We start from the raw sequence: 13,883 nt of genomic DNA on the forward strand, positions 1-13,883 counted from the left end.
TCAGGCCTCCCTTCCTTCGATCGTGCGTGAGCTTGCGATCCGGCCGGCGATGTCGGCCAGTTCCCGCTCCGGCACCCGGCGGGCGCCTGCCCGGTTCACGGTGTACACCACGGGCCATAGCTGCCGGACGGGATCCGGACCGCCTGTGGCGGAGTCGTCGTCGGCGGCATCATAAAGGGCCTCGACGGCGACAGCCACAGCCTCGGTCTCGGAAAGGTTGGGGCGCCACAGTTTCTTGAGGGCGCCACGGGCGAAGACGGAACCCGAGCCCACGGAGTGGTGTTCCTGTTCCTCGTAGCGGCCGCCCGTGACGTCATAGGAGAACAGGCGGCCGAGCTGGGCCACCTGGTCGAAACCGGCGAACAGCGGCACCACGGCCATTCCCTGCATTGCCATGGGCAGGTTGCTGCGGATCATGGCACCGAGCCGGTTGGCTTTGCCGTCCAGGCTGAGCAGGGTGCCTTCGATCTTTTCGTAGTGCTCCAGTTCCACCTGGAAGAGCTTGGTGATGTCGATAGCCAGGCCGGCCGTCCCGGCGATGCCCAGCACTGAGTAGCTGTCGGCCGGGAAGACTTTTTCGATATGCCTGCTGGCGATGACGTTGCCCATGGTGGCCCGCCGGTCCCCCGCCATCAGCACGCCGCCCGGGTAGGCCAGGGCAACGATGGTGGTGGCGTGGGGTGCCTGCGGTAGCTGCCCGGCGGGGAGCAACTGGCTGCCGGGAAGGAGTTCAGGTCTTGAGCGCTGCAGATACTCGGTGAATGACGACGTTGCCTGGGTGGCCGGGAAGCCGGCCGTTAGCTCGTGCACTGCTGCGCTCCTTCGACGATGACATCCGGGGCCCGGCGCCGGCCGGGCAGTGGGTGGGGCCCTGCCGCTATTGGCCGCCCTTTTGCACGAATGCGCGGACAAACTCTTCGGCGTTGGATTCAAGCACGCCGTCGATTTCGTCCAACAGGTCGTCCACGCCCTGGGTGGCTGCGGATGCCTGGGCGTCCGGTGTAGCCGGAGGTGCCTCGGGTACCTCGTCTTCGATCTCGGTATCCCGGGACTGCGGCTGTTGTTGTTCCTGGGCTGCCATGACCCTCTCCATTCTCTTTGCCCCTGGGCGGCGGTTCCGGAGTGGAACTGCTGTGGGGACTCCCTGTAATGCCATATTGCCACGGTGCGGGCGGCCGTGCTGCTGTTTTCCCGCAGGCGATTCGCGCCGTACCGCGGGCCTGCCGTTCAGCCCCGCGGAGCCGGCGGCGGGCCGAGCAGTTCGCCGAGGAATCCCTCGGCCGTGGCGTGCTTCCGGAACAGCTCGCCGGTGAGCGATTCGGTGCCGCGGAGCGGTTCCCTGGTGGGCACGCGCTGCAGTTTTCCGATGCCGGGGACATCGAAGATGACCGAGTCCCAGCTGGCCCCGACCACCTGCTTGCCGAACGTTGAAACGCACTTTCCGCGGAAGAAGGCCCGCGTATCGGCGGGAGGTTCGACGGCGGCACGGGCGATCGCGCCGTCGTCGACCAAGCGCTGCATCCGCTCCCTGGCGAGCATCCGGTAGTACAGCCCCTTCTCGGGGCGGATGTCGGACCATTGCAGGTCCACGAGGCCCAACCGGGCGTCGCCCCATTCGAGCCCGTCGCGCCTGCGGTACCCCTCAAGGAGGGCCAGCTTCGCGAGCCATTCCACCGAGGAGGCAGCAGCCGGCGGGTTGGAGCCGAGCAGGGTGAGGACGGACTCCCAGCGTTCCAGCACGCCTTGCGTGTGTCCGTCGCCGCTGACCGCGTCCGAGACGCCTGTTTCCTGGGCAAGCTTGGCCGCGGCCTCGTAGTAGATCCACTGGATGTCCAGCGCCGTTACGCGGCGGCCGTCCAGCAGGCGGACGGTGGTGCTGAGCGAGGTGTCGTGACTGACTTCCTGCAGCGCCGCCACCGGTTCGTGGAGCTCGATTCTTGGAGCCTGGCCGGCCTCGATCAGGCTCAGCACCATGGCCGTGGTGCCGAACTTGAGGTAGTTCGAAACCTGGCTCAGGTTGGCGTCGCCGATGATGACGTGCAGCCGCCGGTACTTGTCCGCAGTGGCATGCGGTTCGTCGCGGGTGTTGATGATCGGCCGGCGGATGGTGGTTTCGAGCCCGACTTCGGCCTCGAAGAAGTCCGCGCGCTGGCTGATCTGGTAGCCGGGCCGGGAACCGTCCTGGCTCAGCCCCACCCGTCCCGCGCCACAGATGACCTGCCGCGTGACGAAGAAGGGCGTGAGTCCGCGCACGATCTCCCCGAACGGCACCGAACGCGGCATGAGGTAGTTCTCATGGGAGCCGTAGGAGACTGACTTGTTGTCGGTGTTGTTCTTGTAGAGGTTGATTGGCGGCAGCTCCGGGTCGGCGGCGAGCTTCCGGACCGCGGCCAGCGCCACCAGGTCGCCGGCGGCGTCCCAGGTGACCGCCGCCAGCGGGTTGGTCACCTCGGGGCTCGAGTATTCCGGGTGGGCGTGGTCCACATAGAGCCGTGCACCGTTGCCGAGAACCATGTTCATCAGGAGCGAACCGGTCTCGTCCGAACCGTCGGCCTCCAGTTCCTGCCGGCCGTACGCGAGGGCCACCGCTTCGGCGTCGAGCACCGGCGGCTGGTCCGTCAGCTGGCTGGGGTCGGCGGCGCTGCGCTCCAGGGTCCAGCCGCGGGCGTCATGCAGCGGCTCCTCGTCCGTGTAGTCCCAGCGGGTCTCCGCTCCCCCGGCAGTCTTCTGCCGGGTGATCTGGGCGTAGGCCTGGATGACCCGGGCAGACATCATGGTGGCGTTGGCGCCGGGGGCGGACGGGGCGTGGATGCCGTACTCCGTTTCGGAGCCCATGACGCGCATGGCTCCGCCTGCCGGGAGGTCGTTCCCCGGCAGCGCCTCGCTTCCCGGGGTCACAGGTACTGGCCGGTGTTCGGAGTCGTCTCGATCGACTTCCCGGGCTCCTGGCCTGCCTTGCCCTGGACGATGGTGCGGATGTAGGTGATGCGTTCGCCCTTCTTGCCGGAGATGCGTGCCCAATCGTCCGGGTTGGTGGTGTTGGGCATGTCCTCATGCTCACGGAATTCGTCCACGACCGCGCGCAGCAGGTGGTCGATCCGCAGGCCTTTCTGCTTGGTGGTCAGCAGGTCCTTGATGGCGTACTTCTTGGCACGGTCCACCACGTTCTGGATCACGGCGCCCGAGTTGAAGTCCTTGAAGTACAGCATCTCGGTGTCGCCGTTGGCGTAGGTCACTTCGAGGTATTCGTTGGACTTCTCGGTGGAGTACATCGCCTCCACGGTCCGCTGGACCATCGCGTCGACCGTGGACTGAACGTCGCCGCCGTGTTCGGCGAGGTCGTTCGGGTGGAACGGCAGGTCCGTGGTGATGTATTTGGCGAAGATGTCCGCGGCTGCTTCGGCATCCGGGCGCTGGATCTTGACCTTCACGTCGAGGCGGCCGGGCCGCAGGATGGCGGGGTCGATCATGTCTTCACGGTTTGACGCGCCGATCACGATCACGTTGTCCAGCCGCTCCACGCCGTCGATCTCGCTCAGGAGCTGCGGCACGATGGTGGTTTCGACGTCGGAGGACACCCCGGTGCCGCGGGTGCGGAACAGCGAGTCCATTTCGTCGAAGAAGACCACCACAGGGCTGCCGTCGGACGCCTTCTCCCGTGCCCGGGCGAAAATCAGGCGGATGTGCCGTTCGGTCTCGCCCACATACTTGTCCAGGAGCTCGGGGCCCTTGATGTTGAGGAAGTAGCTCTGCAGCTCGGTGTTGCCCGCACGCTCGCCGGCCCGGGCGGCCAGGGAGTTGGCCACGGCTTTGGCGATCAGGGTCTTGCCGCAGCCGGGAGGGCCGTAGAGGAGGATGCCCTTGGGCGCCTTGAGCCCGTGCTCGCGGTACAGGTCCGGGTGCAGGAAGGGAAGCTCGACGGCGTCGCGGATCTGCTCGATCTGCGGGCCGAGGCCGCCAATGTCTTCGTAGGTGATGTCCGGGACTTCTTCCAGGACCAGGTTTTCGACTTCGGCGCGGGGCACCTTCTCCAGGACGTACCCGGTGCGCGAATCCAGGGAGAGGGCATCGCCGACCCGCAGGGACTGCCGTTGCAGGGCACCGGAGAGCCGGACCACCCGTTCCTCGTCAGCGCGGCCGACCACCAGGGCCCGGTCGTGGCCCAGCATTTCCTTCAACGTGACCAGTTCGCCGGCCCGTTCGTAGCCGAGGGCCATGACCACCAGCAGTGCTTCGTTCAGCAGCACTTCCTGGCCCACGGCCAGCTGGTTGACGTTGACCAGCGGGCTGATGCCGACGCGCATTTTGCGGCCCGCATTGAAGATGTCCACGGATTCCTCCGTGGCGGCCTGTCCGGCGTTGCCGGCCGTTGATTGGCGGCGCGGATTGATCTGCAGGATGGTACCGAAGCTGTACGGCGGCTGGCCGTCCTGCTCCAGGGCGCTCTTGAGCCGGACGATTTCGGCCTTCGCCGTTTCCAGCATGGTGACGAGCTTGCTGTTGTTCTGGGTTGCCGCCGCAAGTTGCCGGTCGATGTGCCGGAGTTTGTCTCGAAGGATGTTGATCTGCCGCTCGGCGACTGTCAGCTCGCCTTCTCCCGGCTTCGGTCCAAGCGCGGCCAGACCGCGTTCCACTGTGCCTTCCGCGTTTGCGGAGGACTCTTCCGGTGTCAGTCCGAAATCGTTGTTCGTGGTATCCACGAAGCATCAGCCCCTTCCTGCGTCTATAGATAGACCTTAGCCCTCAAAAGGCCCGGGAAGGCTCTGACATCCGGAATGCGGACCAGTTTGTGATCTTCGCTAGCCGTCCTCGCCGGGGGCGTCCACGACGTTCGTGCCGGCGATGGCGTCGCGGGCAGCGCGGCGGAGCTTCTTGTCCGAAACCGCGCGCTCCCCGACCGCACCGGGAGTCCAGGCGTTCAGGTCTTCTTCGCTGAATTCGGTCTTGGAGGGGCGCCGCTTGGTGGAAATTCCGGTGACGCCGTCGGCCAGGCGGCGGGTGACCAGCAGGAAGCCGGTGTGTGCCACCATGCGGTGGTCCGGGCGCACGGCCAGGCCTTCGAGGTGCCAGCCGCGGACCATGGATTCCCAGGCGTCGGGCTCGGTGAAGCGTCCATCGGCCCGGATCGCCTCTGCCGTGCGGGAGAGCTGGGTGACGGTGGCGACGTAGTTGATCCACACGCCGCCGGGTGCAAGGACGGTGGCGACGGCGTCGATGCATTCCCAGGGGGCGAGCATGTCCAGCACCACGCGGTCCACGGAGCCGGGTTCCTCGCTGCGGACCACTTCCTCCTGGAAGTCACCCAGGGAGATCTTCCAGGCCGGGTGCGGGCCGCCGAAGATGGTTTCCACGTTACCGCGCGCAATGTCCGCGAATTCCTCGCGGCGTTCAAAGGAGTGAAGGTAGCCGGCGTCGCCCACGGCACGCAGCAGGGAGATCGAGAGGGCGCCGGAGCCCACGCCGGCTTCCACCACGCGGGCGCCGGGGAAGATGTCCGCCATGGTGACGATCTGGCCGGCATCCTTCGGGTAGACCACCGCCGCGCCACGGGGCATGGAGAGCACGAAGTCCGAAAGCAGGGGGCGCAGGGTCTGGTACTGCTGGCCGATGTTGTTGGCGACCACCGATCCATCCACCTTGCCGATGATCTCGTCATGGTTCAGGAAGCCGCGGTGCGTGTGGAAGGCACCGCCCACTTCAAGCGTGATGGTGTTCATGCGGCCGCGTTCATCCGTGAGCTGGACACGCTCGCCGATCCGGAACGGTCCGCGCCGGCGTGCCGCTCCCGTCGCCTGGCTTGCCGAAGTGTCCGCGCCGGTCGCCAGGGTGTCATTGCTGGCGGCGGTTTCCCTGCTCATGGATGTGTTCCTCGCTTTTGTCAGGCTGGCCGTGGATTCGCGCCGCGGAGGCGGCGGTGTCCGGATTAATTCGTGGCAGGCAGGTAACTCTACCGGGAAGCTGCTAGGGGCGCCCGCTCCGGCGGGCATCTTTACCTGTAATGGCGCTCACTACGGCCTGCTGCCGCAGCAGCCCGGTGACAGCGCCGGAGTCGTCCACCACCGCATACTCGCCGCCTTCCAGATGGGCCAGGTACTGGATGAGTTCCTGCCCGCCGGCAGTCCGCGGAACATACGCGCCCGGCGCCAGGGCCGCGGCGACGGCCGTGACCGGCGTCGTCGACTGTCGTGCGGGCGGTACCGCCAGCGCCGAAGAGGGAACCACCCACGCCCTGGGGCGGCCGTCCGGATACTGCACGACGACGGCGGGCCGGCCTTCCGGGGAAAGCCGCAGCGCGTCTGCCACGCTGGCCGTGTCCGGGACGCCGACGGCGGGTTCGGCCAGGGCGCCTGCGTTGACGAAGCGAAGGCGGCTGCGCATTGCGGCCTGGCTGATGGCCGACGAGGCGCCCAACCAGAGGAAGCCGCAGACCAGGATGGCGATGATTGTCTGGGCGAAGTCCAGACTCTCGCCGCGCAGCCAGGGCAGCACAATGAACCATGCAAGCAGGGCAACGACGATGCCGCGGCCGGTCCAGCCAGCGGCGATGGTGCCCTTCTCCTGGCTTCCTGTGGCCTTCCATACGGCGGACTCCACAAGGCGTCCGCCATCCAGGGGCAGCCCGGGGAGCACGTTGAAGACGCCGATCAGGAAGTTCACCCACATGGTGATGTTGAGCAACCTGTCTGCCACACCGGAGAAGACATGGGCGTCCACCAGCAGCCAGGCCGCGCCGGCAAGCAGGAAGTTGGCCGCGGGCCCGGCCAGCGCAACGATGACCGAACGGCCGGGCGATGCCGTGAAGCTTTCGAACTGGGTGTGGCCGCCCCAAAGGTTCAGCACGATCCTGTCCGTGGGCCAGCCGAACATGCGGGCGCTGAAGGCGTGCGCCAGTTCGTGAACCAGCACGGACAATGCCAGGAGCACAGCGTAAGCGAAGGCGACGAGGTAGGCAGCCGGTCCAAGGCCCGGAGCGACGGCCAGCAGGGGCGGCCCGTTGGAGATCACGATGAAGAGCGCGATCACGAACCAGGAATAGGCAAGGTACACCGGGATGCCGGCGATCCTGCCGAGCCGGATACCGTCCTTGTGGCCGCTATGGGCGCCATGGTCCGCGTCGCTGCGGGCCACCTAGTTTGCTCCTTCAAGGAGGGCCCCGGCCAGCTGGGCGCGGTCCGTGACGAGCTGCTCAAGTTCGGCGACGGTGCGCCCGGAAAGGGTGCTCCACGTAGTGCGGTTGCCGTCGTCGGGCAGCGGCATCTGGTGCGGGATCCCCACCGTCACCACTCCCGAGGCGAGGGCAGCCGTCACGCCGGGAACGGAGTCTTCGAGCGCTACGCAGTGGTCCACGGTCAGTTCGGGGTCCGAGACGCGCAGGCGTTCGACGGCGGTGAGGTACGCCTCCGGGTGGGGTTTGCCCTGGCTGACGGAGTCACCGGTGACCAGGAACTCGAAATAGGGCTTGGGGAGGCTGGCCACGACCTCGCGGGCCAAGGGTCCTTCGGACATCGTCACGAGCGCACAACGGACGCCGGCGCCGTGGAGTTCCTCGAGCAGTTCCCGGGCGCCCGGGCGCCACGGGACCTCATGCTTGATGCGTTCGATGACCTGGGTGCTGAGGGTGTCGATGATCTCGCGCTTTTCCATCCGCACCCCGGCGCCCTGCAGGATGCCGGCCGAGTGCATCAGGGACTGGCCTACGAGCTGCATGGCTTGCTCGTGCGACCACTGCCCGCCGTGGGCTTCCACGAGGGCGTGTTCGGCTGCGATCCAGTAGGGCTCGGTGTCCACCAGGGTGCCATCCATGTCCCAGAGGGCGGCTTTCAGGCGGGGCTGGGAGGGGGTGGCATGCATATGGTCCAGTCTACGTGCCCGGAGGGGCTGGCTCCGGACGCCTCCAGGCCCGTCAGGCCCCGCCGTGGAACGGAGGGGGAACTCAAGTGCCGGCGGCAGCGGCGTGTGATGCCATGCACAGCCGGGGTCCTTCGACGTAGGGTGAGGGAATGAACAGTTTGGACGGAGCCCGCGACGGACAGGAAACCCCCCGCGAAACCGAGCACCTCCTGCAAGCGGCGCAGGAGGGCAAGAGGACCACCGTGATGCTTGCCGCCTTCGAGGGCTGGAATGACGCCGGCGAAGCGGCCAGTGACGCGCTGCGCTACCTGAACAAGCTGTGGCAGGGCAAGAAGGTGGCCACCGTGGACGCCGACGACTACTACGATTTCCAGTTCACCCGCCCGACCGTCCGCCGCACCTCGTCCGGGGAACGCAGGGTGAAATGGCCCTCCACCCGCCTGTACCGGGCAAGCGTTCCGGATAGCAACGTGGACGTGGTGGTGGTGCTCGGCACGGAGCCTTCCTACCGGTGGCGCGCCTACACTACCGAGCTCCTGGTGCACGCCGAGGCCCTCAAAGTCGACTATGTGGTCCTCCTGGGCGCACTCCTGGCCGATGTTCCGCACAGCAGGCCGATCCCGGTGAGCACCAGCACGGAAGACAATGCCCTGAGGCAGCGGCTGAACCTCGAGGCCAGCCAGTACGAGGGGCCCGTGGGCATCGTGGGCGTCCTGGCCGAATTTGCCATGCTGGCAGGGCTTCCCACCATCTCCCTGTGGGCGGCCGTCCCGCATTACGTGTCCCAGGCGCCCTCCCCGAAGGCCCAGCTGGCGATCCTGCACAAGGTGGAGGACCTGCTCCAGCTGCCGCTCGACACCCAGTCCCTGGCTGAAGACGCCGAGGCCTGGGAGCGTGGTGTCAACGAACTCGCCACGGACGACCCGGAAATCGCCGCCTACGTCCGGCAGTTGGAAGAGGCCAAGGACACCGCTGACCTGCCTGAGGCAACGGGTGAATCCATCGCCCGGGAGTTCGAGCGCTACCTCAAGCGCCGCGACAAGGGGAAGCCCTAGGCAGCGAAAAACCCCGCCCGGTCCTCCGGGCGGGGTTTTCTTTGCCGGACCTTAGAGTTCGACGCCGAGCAGGGCGTCGACCGCGTCCGAGAACAAGGCGGCGTCAACGTCCGAGGCAACCGGCGCGCCGGCGTCGAGGGCTGACTTTGCCCACTCGTCGACGGCGGCCAGCGCGCCGGGCGCGTTGAGGTCGTCGGCAAGTTCGCTGCGCATCCTGCCGAGCAGGGCGGCAACGGTTCCGGCAGGCGCAGCATCGCGGGCCGCGCGCCACAGCGCAAGCCGTTCCTTCGCCGCGTCGAAGCCTTCCGCGGTCCAGGACCAGTCGGAACGGTAGTGGTTTGCGAGGATCGCCAGGCGGATTGCCGGGGCTTCTTCCCCGGCCGCGCGCAGCTTGGACACGAGCACGAGGTTGCCGAGCGACTTGCTCATCTTCTCGCCGTCGAGCCCTACCATGCCGGCGTGGGCGTAATGCCGGGCGAGCGGAACGCCGCCGATCGACCAGGCGTGGCCGGCTCCCATTTCGTGGTGCGGGAACACGAGGTCGGACCCGCCGCCCTGCACGGTGAAGGGAGCGGGCAGGTATTCGCGGGCGATCACTGTACATTCGATGTGCCATCCGGGCCGGCCCTCGCCCAGGCTGGCGCCTGGCCAGCTTGGTTCGCCGTCACGGGCCACCCGCCAAAGCAGCGGGTCGAGGACGTTCCGTTTGCCGGCACGTCCCGGATCGCCGCCACGTTCGGCGAACAGCGGCAGCATGTCCGCCTCGCTCAGTCCGGAGACGTCGCCGAGCCGCCACGCCTCTTCGCTGTCCGAACGCTTCCCGGCCTCGTCGACGTCGTAGTAGACATCGCCGTCGGGCTCGCCGCCGGTGCCGTCCACCCGGTACGCGAGGCCGTCCGCGATCAGCTTCTCAATGGCGGGGACGATCAGCGGGATTGCTTCGACCGCGCCGATGTAGTTGTCCGGGGCGAGGACGTTCAGGGCGGTCATGTCGCCGTGGAACAGCTCGATCTGGCTGGCTGCGAGGTCGCGCCAGTCAACGCCGGTCGCGTTGGCGCGTTCCAGCAGCGGATCGTCGATGTCGGTGACGTTCTGCACGTAGGCCACGCGCTGCCCGCCGTCGCGCCAGGCACGGTTCAGCAGGTCGAACGCCACGTAGCTTGAGGCGTGGCCCATGTGGGTGGCGTCATAGGGAGTAATGCCGCAGACATAAAGGGATTGCTCCGCGCGGACCGGGATGTCGACGACGGCGTCCTTGGCGGTGTCGAAGAGCCGCAGCTGGGGCATGGCCCCGGGAAGCTCGGGTACTGGGCGGGAGGTCCACGATTTCACAGCCTCAACGATAGTGCTAGGCGCTGATGACATTGAAACCGAGGAGGAGGTAGAGGGCCAGGCCGAGGAGGATCCGGTACCAGACGAACAAGCGGTAGCTGCGGGTGGAAACGAACTTCAGGAACCAGCCGATGATTACGTAGCCCACCGCGAAGGCAATCACCGTGGCGAGGGCGGTCTCCGGCAGGCCGTAGGGCCCGGTGATGCCGTCTTTGCTGAGTACTTTGTAGAGCTGGTAAAGGCCGCTGCCGAAAACAGCCGGAATCGCCAGCAGGAAGGAATAGCGTGCCGCGGCTTCACGGGTGTAGCCCATGAGCAGGCCGGCCGTGATGGTGCCGCCGGAGCGGGACACCCCGGGAATCAGGGCCAGGGCCTGGGCGAAACCGTAGAGGATGCCGTGCTTGTAGCTGAGTTGGGCGAGGTCGCGTTCCTGTTTGCCGGTGGCGTCGGCCACGGCCAGGATCATGCCGAAGACGATCAGCATGGTGGCCACGATCCACATGCTGCGGAGTACCGATTCGATCTGGTCCTGGAATAGCAGGCCTAGCACGATGATCGGCAGGCTGCCGAGGATCACCAGCCAGCCCATGCGGGCGTCGGGATCATTCCGGGCCACCTTGCCGCGCAGGGAACCGAACCAGGCCCGCACGATCCGGACGATGTCGCGCCAGAAGAACACGATGACGGCGGTCTCCGTGCCCAGCTGCGTGATCGCCGTAAAAGCGGCGCCGGGATCGGCCGCATTGGGCAGGAAAGCACCCACAATCCGCAGATGCGCGCTCGAGGAAATCGGAAGGAATTCGGTGAGTCCCTGCACCAGGCCGAGGAGGGCCGCTTCTAACCAGTTCACGTGAATAGACCCTACGTCATCATGTCCTTCAACTGCCCGTAAGCTAGCACCATGCAGCAGCGTTATGTCGGCAACAGCGGCCTCAGGACCTCGGTCCTTTCCCTGGGCACCATGTCCTGGGCCCAGGAGACCGATGAGCAGGATGCGATGGAACTGCTGCACACTTTTGTCGCGGCCGGCGGCACCGTGGTGGACACCGCGGCGTCGTACTCGGGAGGCGAGGCCGAAGCGATGCTCGGTTCAATGCTGGGCGACGTGGTTTCCCGCTCCGAGCTGGTCATTTCCAGCAAAGCGGGAGCCTCGAGCCGGGAAGGCCGCCAGCGTGTGGACGCCTCCCGCGGTGCCATGCTGTCTGCGCTGGACGCCAGCCTCGCGCGGCTCGGCACCGACTACCTCGACCTCTGGTTCGTCCAGTGCTGGGACGCCAACGTTCCGTTGGACGAAACGCTGTCTGCCCTCGAACTGGCCCTGCGCAGCGGACGCGCGCGCTATGTGGGCATCTCGAACTTCAACGGCTGGCAGAGCGCGAAAGCCGCAGCCGTCGCAGGGTTCCCGATCGTTGCAAACCAGTCGGAATATTCCCTGCTCAACCGCGGCCCGGAAGCCGAGCTGCTGCCCGCCGTCGAGGACGCCGGGTTGGGGCTCATGGCGTGGGCACCGCTGGGTCGCGGCGTGTTGAGCGGGAAGTACCGCGGGCAGATCCCGGCCGGTTCCCGCGCGGCCGGCGACCGGCTGGCAGGCTACGTGGGCAAGTACCTCGAAGCACGGGATTCCCGCGTGGTCGAGGCCGTGCACATGGCGGCCAAGGGGCTGGGCCGCTCGGCCCTGGACGTTGCGCTGGCCTGGGTGCTGAACCGCCCGGCGGTGGCCACCGCCGTCGTCGGACCGAGGAATGCGGTGCAGCTGAAGGAACTTCTCGAGACGAAGCCCGCGCCGCTTCCCGCGGAAATCGCGCGGGCACTGGAGGACGTGTCCGCCTGACGGGGTTTCCCGTGTGGCGTCAGTGAGCTGCCTACTGGGCCGTCTTGCTGAACTGCGTTACGGTTACTGCGTTACGGCTACTGGTCGAGGATCTCGAGTTCGTCCTCGTCGAGCAGTTCACTGTCCTCGTCGTCGTTCTCTTCATCTTCGTCGAAGACCTGCAACGGCGTGACTTCGGTGTATGCCTCGTACAGAGCATCCTCGTACACTTCAAAAGCGTCGGCCACGGCAAAAAACGCCGCTTCGACGGTAGGATCACCTTCACCCCGGCGGGCGGACGCGGCGACGAGGTGTTCCTCCAAAGCTGCTGTCAGTGACTGAAGCGCGACACGCGGATCGATGCTCATGACTTCACGTTAGCCCGAAAACGACGAAAATGGAGAGGGATGAGGGAACAAATTCTAGGCAGTTCCGTCGAACGCCAAAGGGACAACGCAAGGCAGTACGAGTACCTGGTACTGACGGTGGCGCCTGACGATTCCCTGCCGGATGCCCGGCGCCGGCTCGTTGAACATTCCGAGTACGGCAAGTGGGAATTGGAGCGCAGCGTGCTCTACATGGGCGGCGGCCGGCGTTTCTGGATGCGCCGCAAAGTGCTCACCGTACAGCGCACGGTCTGAGGCTCCCGCCCCGTCCCGGGGTCGGCCCCGGATCAGCGTTCCAACGGCCCCAGCCAGGCATTGGCCACCGTATTGTGCGCCGACTCGTCGTTGGACGGGTGGAAGATGCCCGCGAGCACGTCCCGGTACAGGCGCTCGAGTTCGGCTCCCCTGAAGTAGCTGGCACCGCCCGAGACCCGGATGGCCGTGTCCACCACAGCGCGGGCCGTTTCCGTAGCCCGCAGCTTCACACCGACCAGTTTGGCGAACCACAGGTTTCCATGGTCTGTGCCGGCGTCCACGTCACGGGCAATCCCGCCCAACTGGGCCTGCACGGCGTCCAGCGCCATCGCGGCGTCGGCGACCTTCCAGCGGATGTCCGGATCCTGGGCGAAGCTGCGCCCGCCGTACTTGGCTGAGGTGCGGCGTTTGACGGCCTCGACCGCCAGCTCAAAGGCCCGTTCCGCGATGCCTGTGTAGACGGCGGCGAGGAGCGTCTCGAAGCACGCGAAAATCGCGAAGATCAGGGGATCCTGGTTGGGCGCGGTCGGAAGCTTCCGGAAAATCCGCTCCGGGGGAACCACGGCGCCCTCCAGCAGCGTCGTGTTGGACTGGCTGGCTCGCATGCCCAGGGTGTCCCAGTCCCCCACCGTGGAATGTCCCGGTGTCTCCCGGTTGATGAAGCCGTAGACCAGTTCGCCGTCGCCGTCGCGCGCCGTGCTGTCCTTGCCGAAGGTTCCCAGGCGGGTCCAGGCCGGGGACAGGCTCGTGAAGATCTTGCGCCCGGTGAAGCTGTACCCGCCGTCCTGCAGCGGAGCCGCGACGGTTCCGGAATCGAAGAGCATGGAATCGTTGCCCGCCTCCGAGATCGCGAAGGCGAACAGTTCGCCAGCGGCGGCCTCCTCCAGGACGAAGGAGAGCGAGCCGTCGCCCAGGTTGTCCAGCACACGCGCGACGCCGGTCCACACCAGGTGCATGTTCACCCCGAGCGCCGTGGCCGGCGCCGCCCCGGCAAGCCGCCGCTGCACGGCGGCGACCTCCGCAAGCCCAAGGCCGCGGCCGCCGTCGGACTCGGGGACGAAGAGCTTCAGGTACCCGGCGTCCTCCAGGTCCCGCAGGTCCTCGTCGAAGAAGGAATTGTCCCGGTCATAACCTGCGGCCCTGGCCCGGATCCGTTCCAGCAGCGCGTCCGGCAGGATCTCTTCGGGGGTCACG

Annotated in this window: 14 protein-coding genes; 3 read left to right on the forward strand and 11 right to left on the reverse strand. The window is 66.9% G+C overall.

From position 1 onward, the window contains the following. From prcB to D3654_RS03775, 7 genes are all read right to left on the reverse strand, one after another. Positions 1 to 810 carry a proteasome subunit beta gene (prcB, locus tag D3654_RS03745; RefSeq protein WP_120520186.1) on the reverse strand — a complete coding sequence of 270 codons (810 nt, stop codon included), beginning with the start codon at positions 808 to 810 and terminating at the stop codon, positions 1 to 3. Positions 811 to 877: 67 nt separating this feature from the next. After that, a complete protein-coding gene (locus tag D3654_RS03750; RefSeq protein ID WP_120520187.1) occupies positions 878 to 1,081 on the reverse strand; it encodes a ubiquitin-like protein Pup in 204 nt (67 codons plus the stop codon). Positions 1,082 to 1,227: 146 nt separating this feature from the next. Then, a complete protein-coding gene (dop, locus tag D3654_RS03755; protein WP_120520188.1) occupies positions 1,228 to 2,844 on the reverse strand; it encodes a depupylase/deamidase Dop in 1,617 nt (538 codons plus the stop codon). A gap of 50 nt (positions 2,845 to 2,894) precedes the next feature. Next, the gene (gene arc, locus D3654_RS03760) at positions 2,895 to 4,700 is read right to left on the reverse strand and encodes a proteasome ATPase (protein WP_205571725.1); all 1,806 of its coding nucleotides are present in this window, start codon (positions 4,698 to 4,700) and stop codon (positions 2,895 to 2,897) included. A gap of 99 nt (positions 4,701 to 4,799) precedes the next feature. Continuing rightward, positions 4,800 to 5,858: a tRNA (adenine-N1)-methyltransferase gene (locus D3654_RS03765; protein WP_120520189.1), complete on the reverse strand. Its 1,059-nt coding sequence runs from the start codon at positions 5,856 to 5,858 to the stop codon at positions 4,800 to 4,802. A 103-nt stretch (positions 5,859 to 5,961) separates the two neighbouring features. Beyond that, positions 5,962 to 7,128 (reverse strand): site-2 protease family protein, encoded by a 1,167-nt coding sequence (locus tag D3654_RS03770; protein WP_245413074.1) that lies wholly within the window; start codon positions 7,126 to 7,128, stop codon positions 5,962 to 5,964. Next, entirely contained in the window at positions 7,129 to 7,851 is a 723-nt protein-coding gene (locus D3654_RS03775; protein ID WP_120520190.1) for an HAD family hydrolase, read from the reverse strand. 149 nt (positions 7,852 to 8,000) lie between these two features. Here D3654_RS03775 and D3654_RS03780 point away from each other — a divergent pair, with 149 nt between their 5' ends. Beyond that, entirely contained in the window at positions 8,001 to 8,906 is a 906-nt protein-coding gene (locus D3654_RS03780; RefSeq protein ID WP_120520191.1) for a PAC2 family protein, read from the forward strand. A gap of 51 nt (positions 8,907 to 8,957) precedes the next feature. On the opposite strand, the gene mshC is transcribed toward D3654_RS03780, so the two are convergent. Together mshC and D3654_RS03790 are read right to left on the reverse strand one after the other, a co-directional pair. Beyond that, on the reverse strand, positions 8,958 to 10,238 hold the full coding sequence (mshC, locus tag D3654_RS03785) for a cysteine--1-D-myo-inosityl 2-amino-2-deoxy-alpha-D-glucopyranoside ligase (RefSeq protein ID WP_120520192.1): 1,281 nt from the start codon (positions 10,236 to 10,238) through the stop codon (positions 8,958 to 8,960). Positions 10,239 to 10,254: 16 nt separating this feature from the next. Further along, entirely contained in the window at positions 10,255 to 11,088 is an 834-nt protein-coding gene (locus tag D3654_RS03790) for an undecaprenyl-diphosphate phosphatase (RefSeq protein WP_120520193.1), read from the reverse strand. Positions 11,089 to 11,139: 51 nt separating this feature from the next. On the opposite strand from D3654_RS03790, the gene D3654_RS03795 reads away from it, so the two are divergent. Continuing rightward, positions 11,140 to 12,069, forward strand: a complete 930-nt coding sequence (locus D3654_RS03795; RefSeq protein ID WP_120520194.1) for an aldo/keto reductase — start codon at positions 11,140 to 11,142, stop codon at positions 12,067 to 12,069. A 77-nt stretch (positions 12,070 to 12,146) separates the two neighbouring features. On the opposite strand, the gene D3654_RS03800 is transcribed toward D3654_RS03795, so the two are convergent. Further along, positions 12,147 to 12,416, reverse strand: coding sequence for a hypothetical protein (locus D3654_RS03800; protein WP_120520195.1), 270 nt, complete (start codon positions 12,414 to 12,416; stop codon positions 12,147 to 12,149). 39 nt (positions 12,417 to 12,455) lie between these two features. Between D3654_RS03800 and D3654_RS03805 the strand changes: the two genes are divergently transcribed. Beyond that, complete coding sequence (locus tag D3654_RS03805) at positions 12,456 to 12,689, forward strand: DUF5703 family protein (protein ID WP_120520196.1); 234 nt, start codon at positions 12,456 to 12,458, stop codon at positions 12,687 to 12,689. Positions 12,690 to 12,721: 32 nt separating this feature from the next. Here D3654_RS03805 and D3654_RS03810 read toward each other — a convergent pair whose 3' ends face one another. Next, positions 12,722 to 13,882: an acyl-CoA dehydrogenase family protein gene (locus D3654_RS03810; RefSeq protein WP_120520197.1), complete on the reverse strand. Its 1,161-nt coding sequence runs from the start codon at positions 13,880 to 13,882 to the stop codon at positions 12,722 to 12,724. Position 13,883: the final 1 nt, after the last annotated feature.

It is taken from the genome of Arthrobacter celericrescens (genome assembly GCF_003614925.1).
GTDB lineage: Bacteria > Actinomycetota > Actinomycetes > Actinomycetales > Micrococcaceae > Arthrobacter > Arthrobacter celericrescens.

Excerpts from the sequence above, each read along its gene's own strand:
- D3654_RS03750 (WP_120520187.1), bottom strand. The coding sequence starts at position 1,081 with ATGGCAGCCCAGGAACAACAACAGCCGCAGTCCCGGGATACCGAGATC.
- dop (WP_120520188.1), bottom strand. The coding sequence starts at position 2,844 with ATGCGCGTCATGGGCTCCGAAACGGAGTACGGCATCCACGCCCCGTCC.
- D3654_RS03765 (WP_120520189.1), bottom strand. The coding sequence starts at position 5,858 with ATGAGCAGGGAAACCGCCGCCAGCAATGACACCCTGGCGACCGGCGCG.
- D3654_RS03775 (WP_120520190.1), bottom strand. The coding sequence starts at position 7,851 with ATGCATGCCACCCCCTCCCAGCCCCGCCTGAAAGCCGCCCTCTGGGAC.
- D3654_RS03780 (WP_120520191.1), top strand. The coding sequence starts at position 8,001 with ATGAACAGTTTGGACGGAGCCCGCGACGGACAGGAAACCCCCCGCGAA.
- D3654_RS03795 (WP_120520194.1), top strand. The coding sequence starts at position 11,140 with ATGCAGCAGCGTTATGTCGGCAACAGCGGCCTCAGGACCTCGGTCCTT.
- D3654_RS03800 (WP_120520195.1), bottom strand. The coding sequence starts at position 12,416 with ATGAGCATCGATCCGCGTGTCGCGCTTCAGTCACTGACAGCAGCTTTG.
- D3654_RS03805 (WP_120520196.1), top strand. The coding sequence starts at position 12,456 with ATGAGGGAACAAATTCTAGGCAGTTCCGTCGAACGCCAAAGGGACAAC.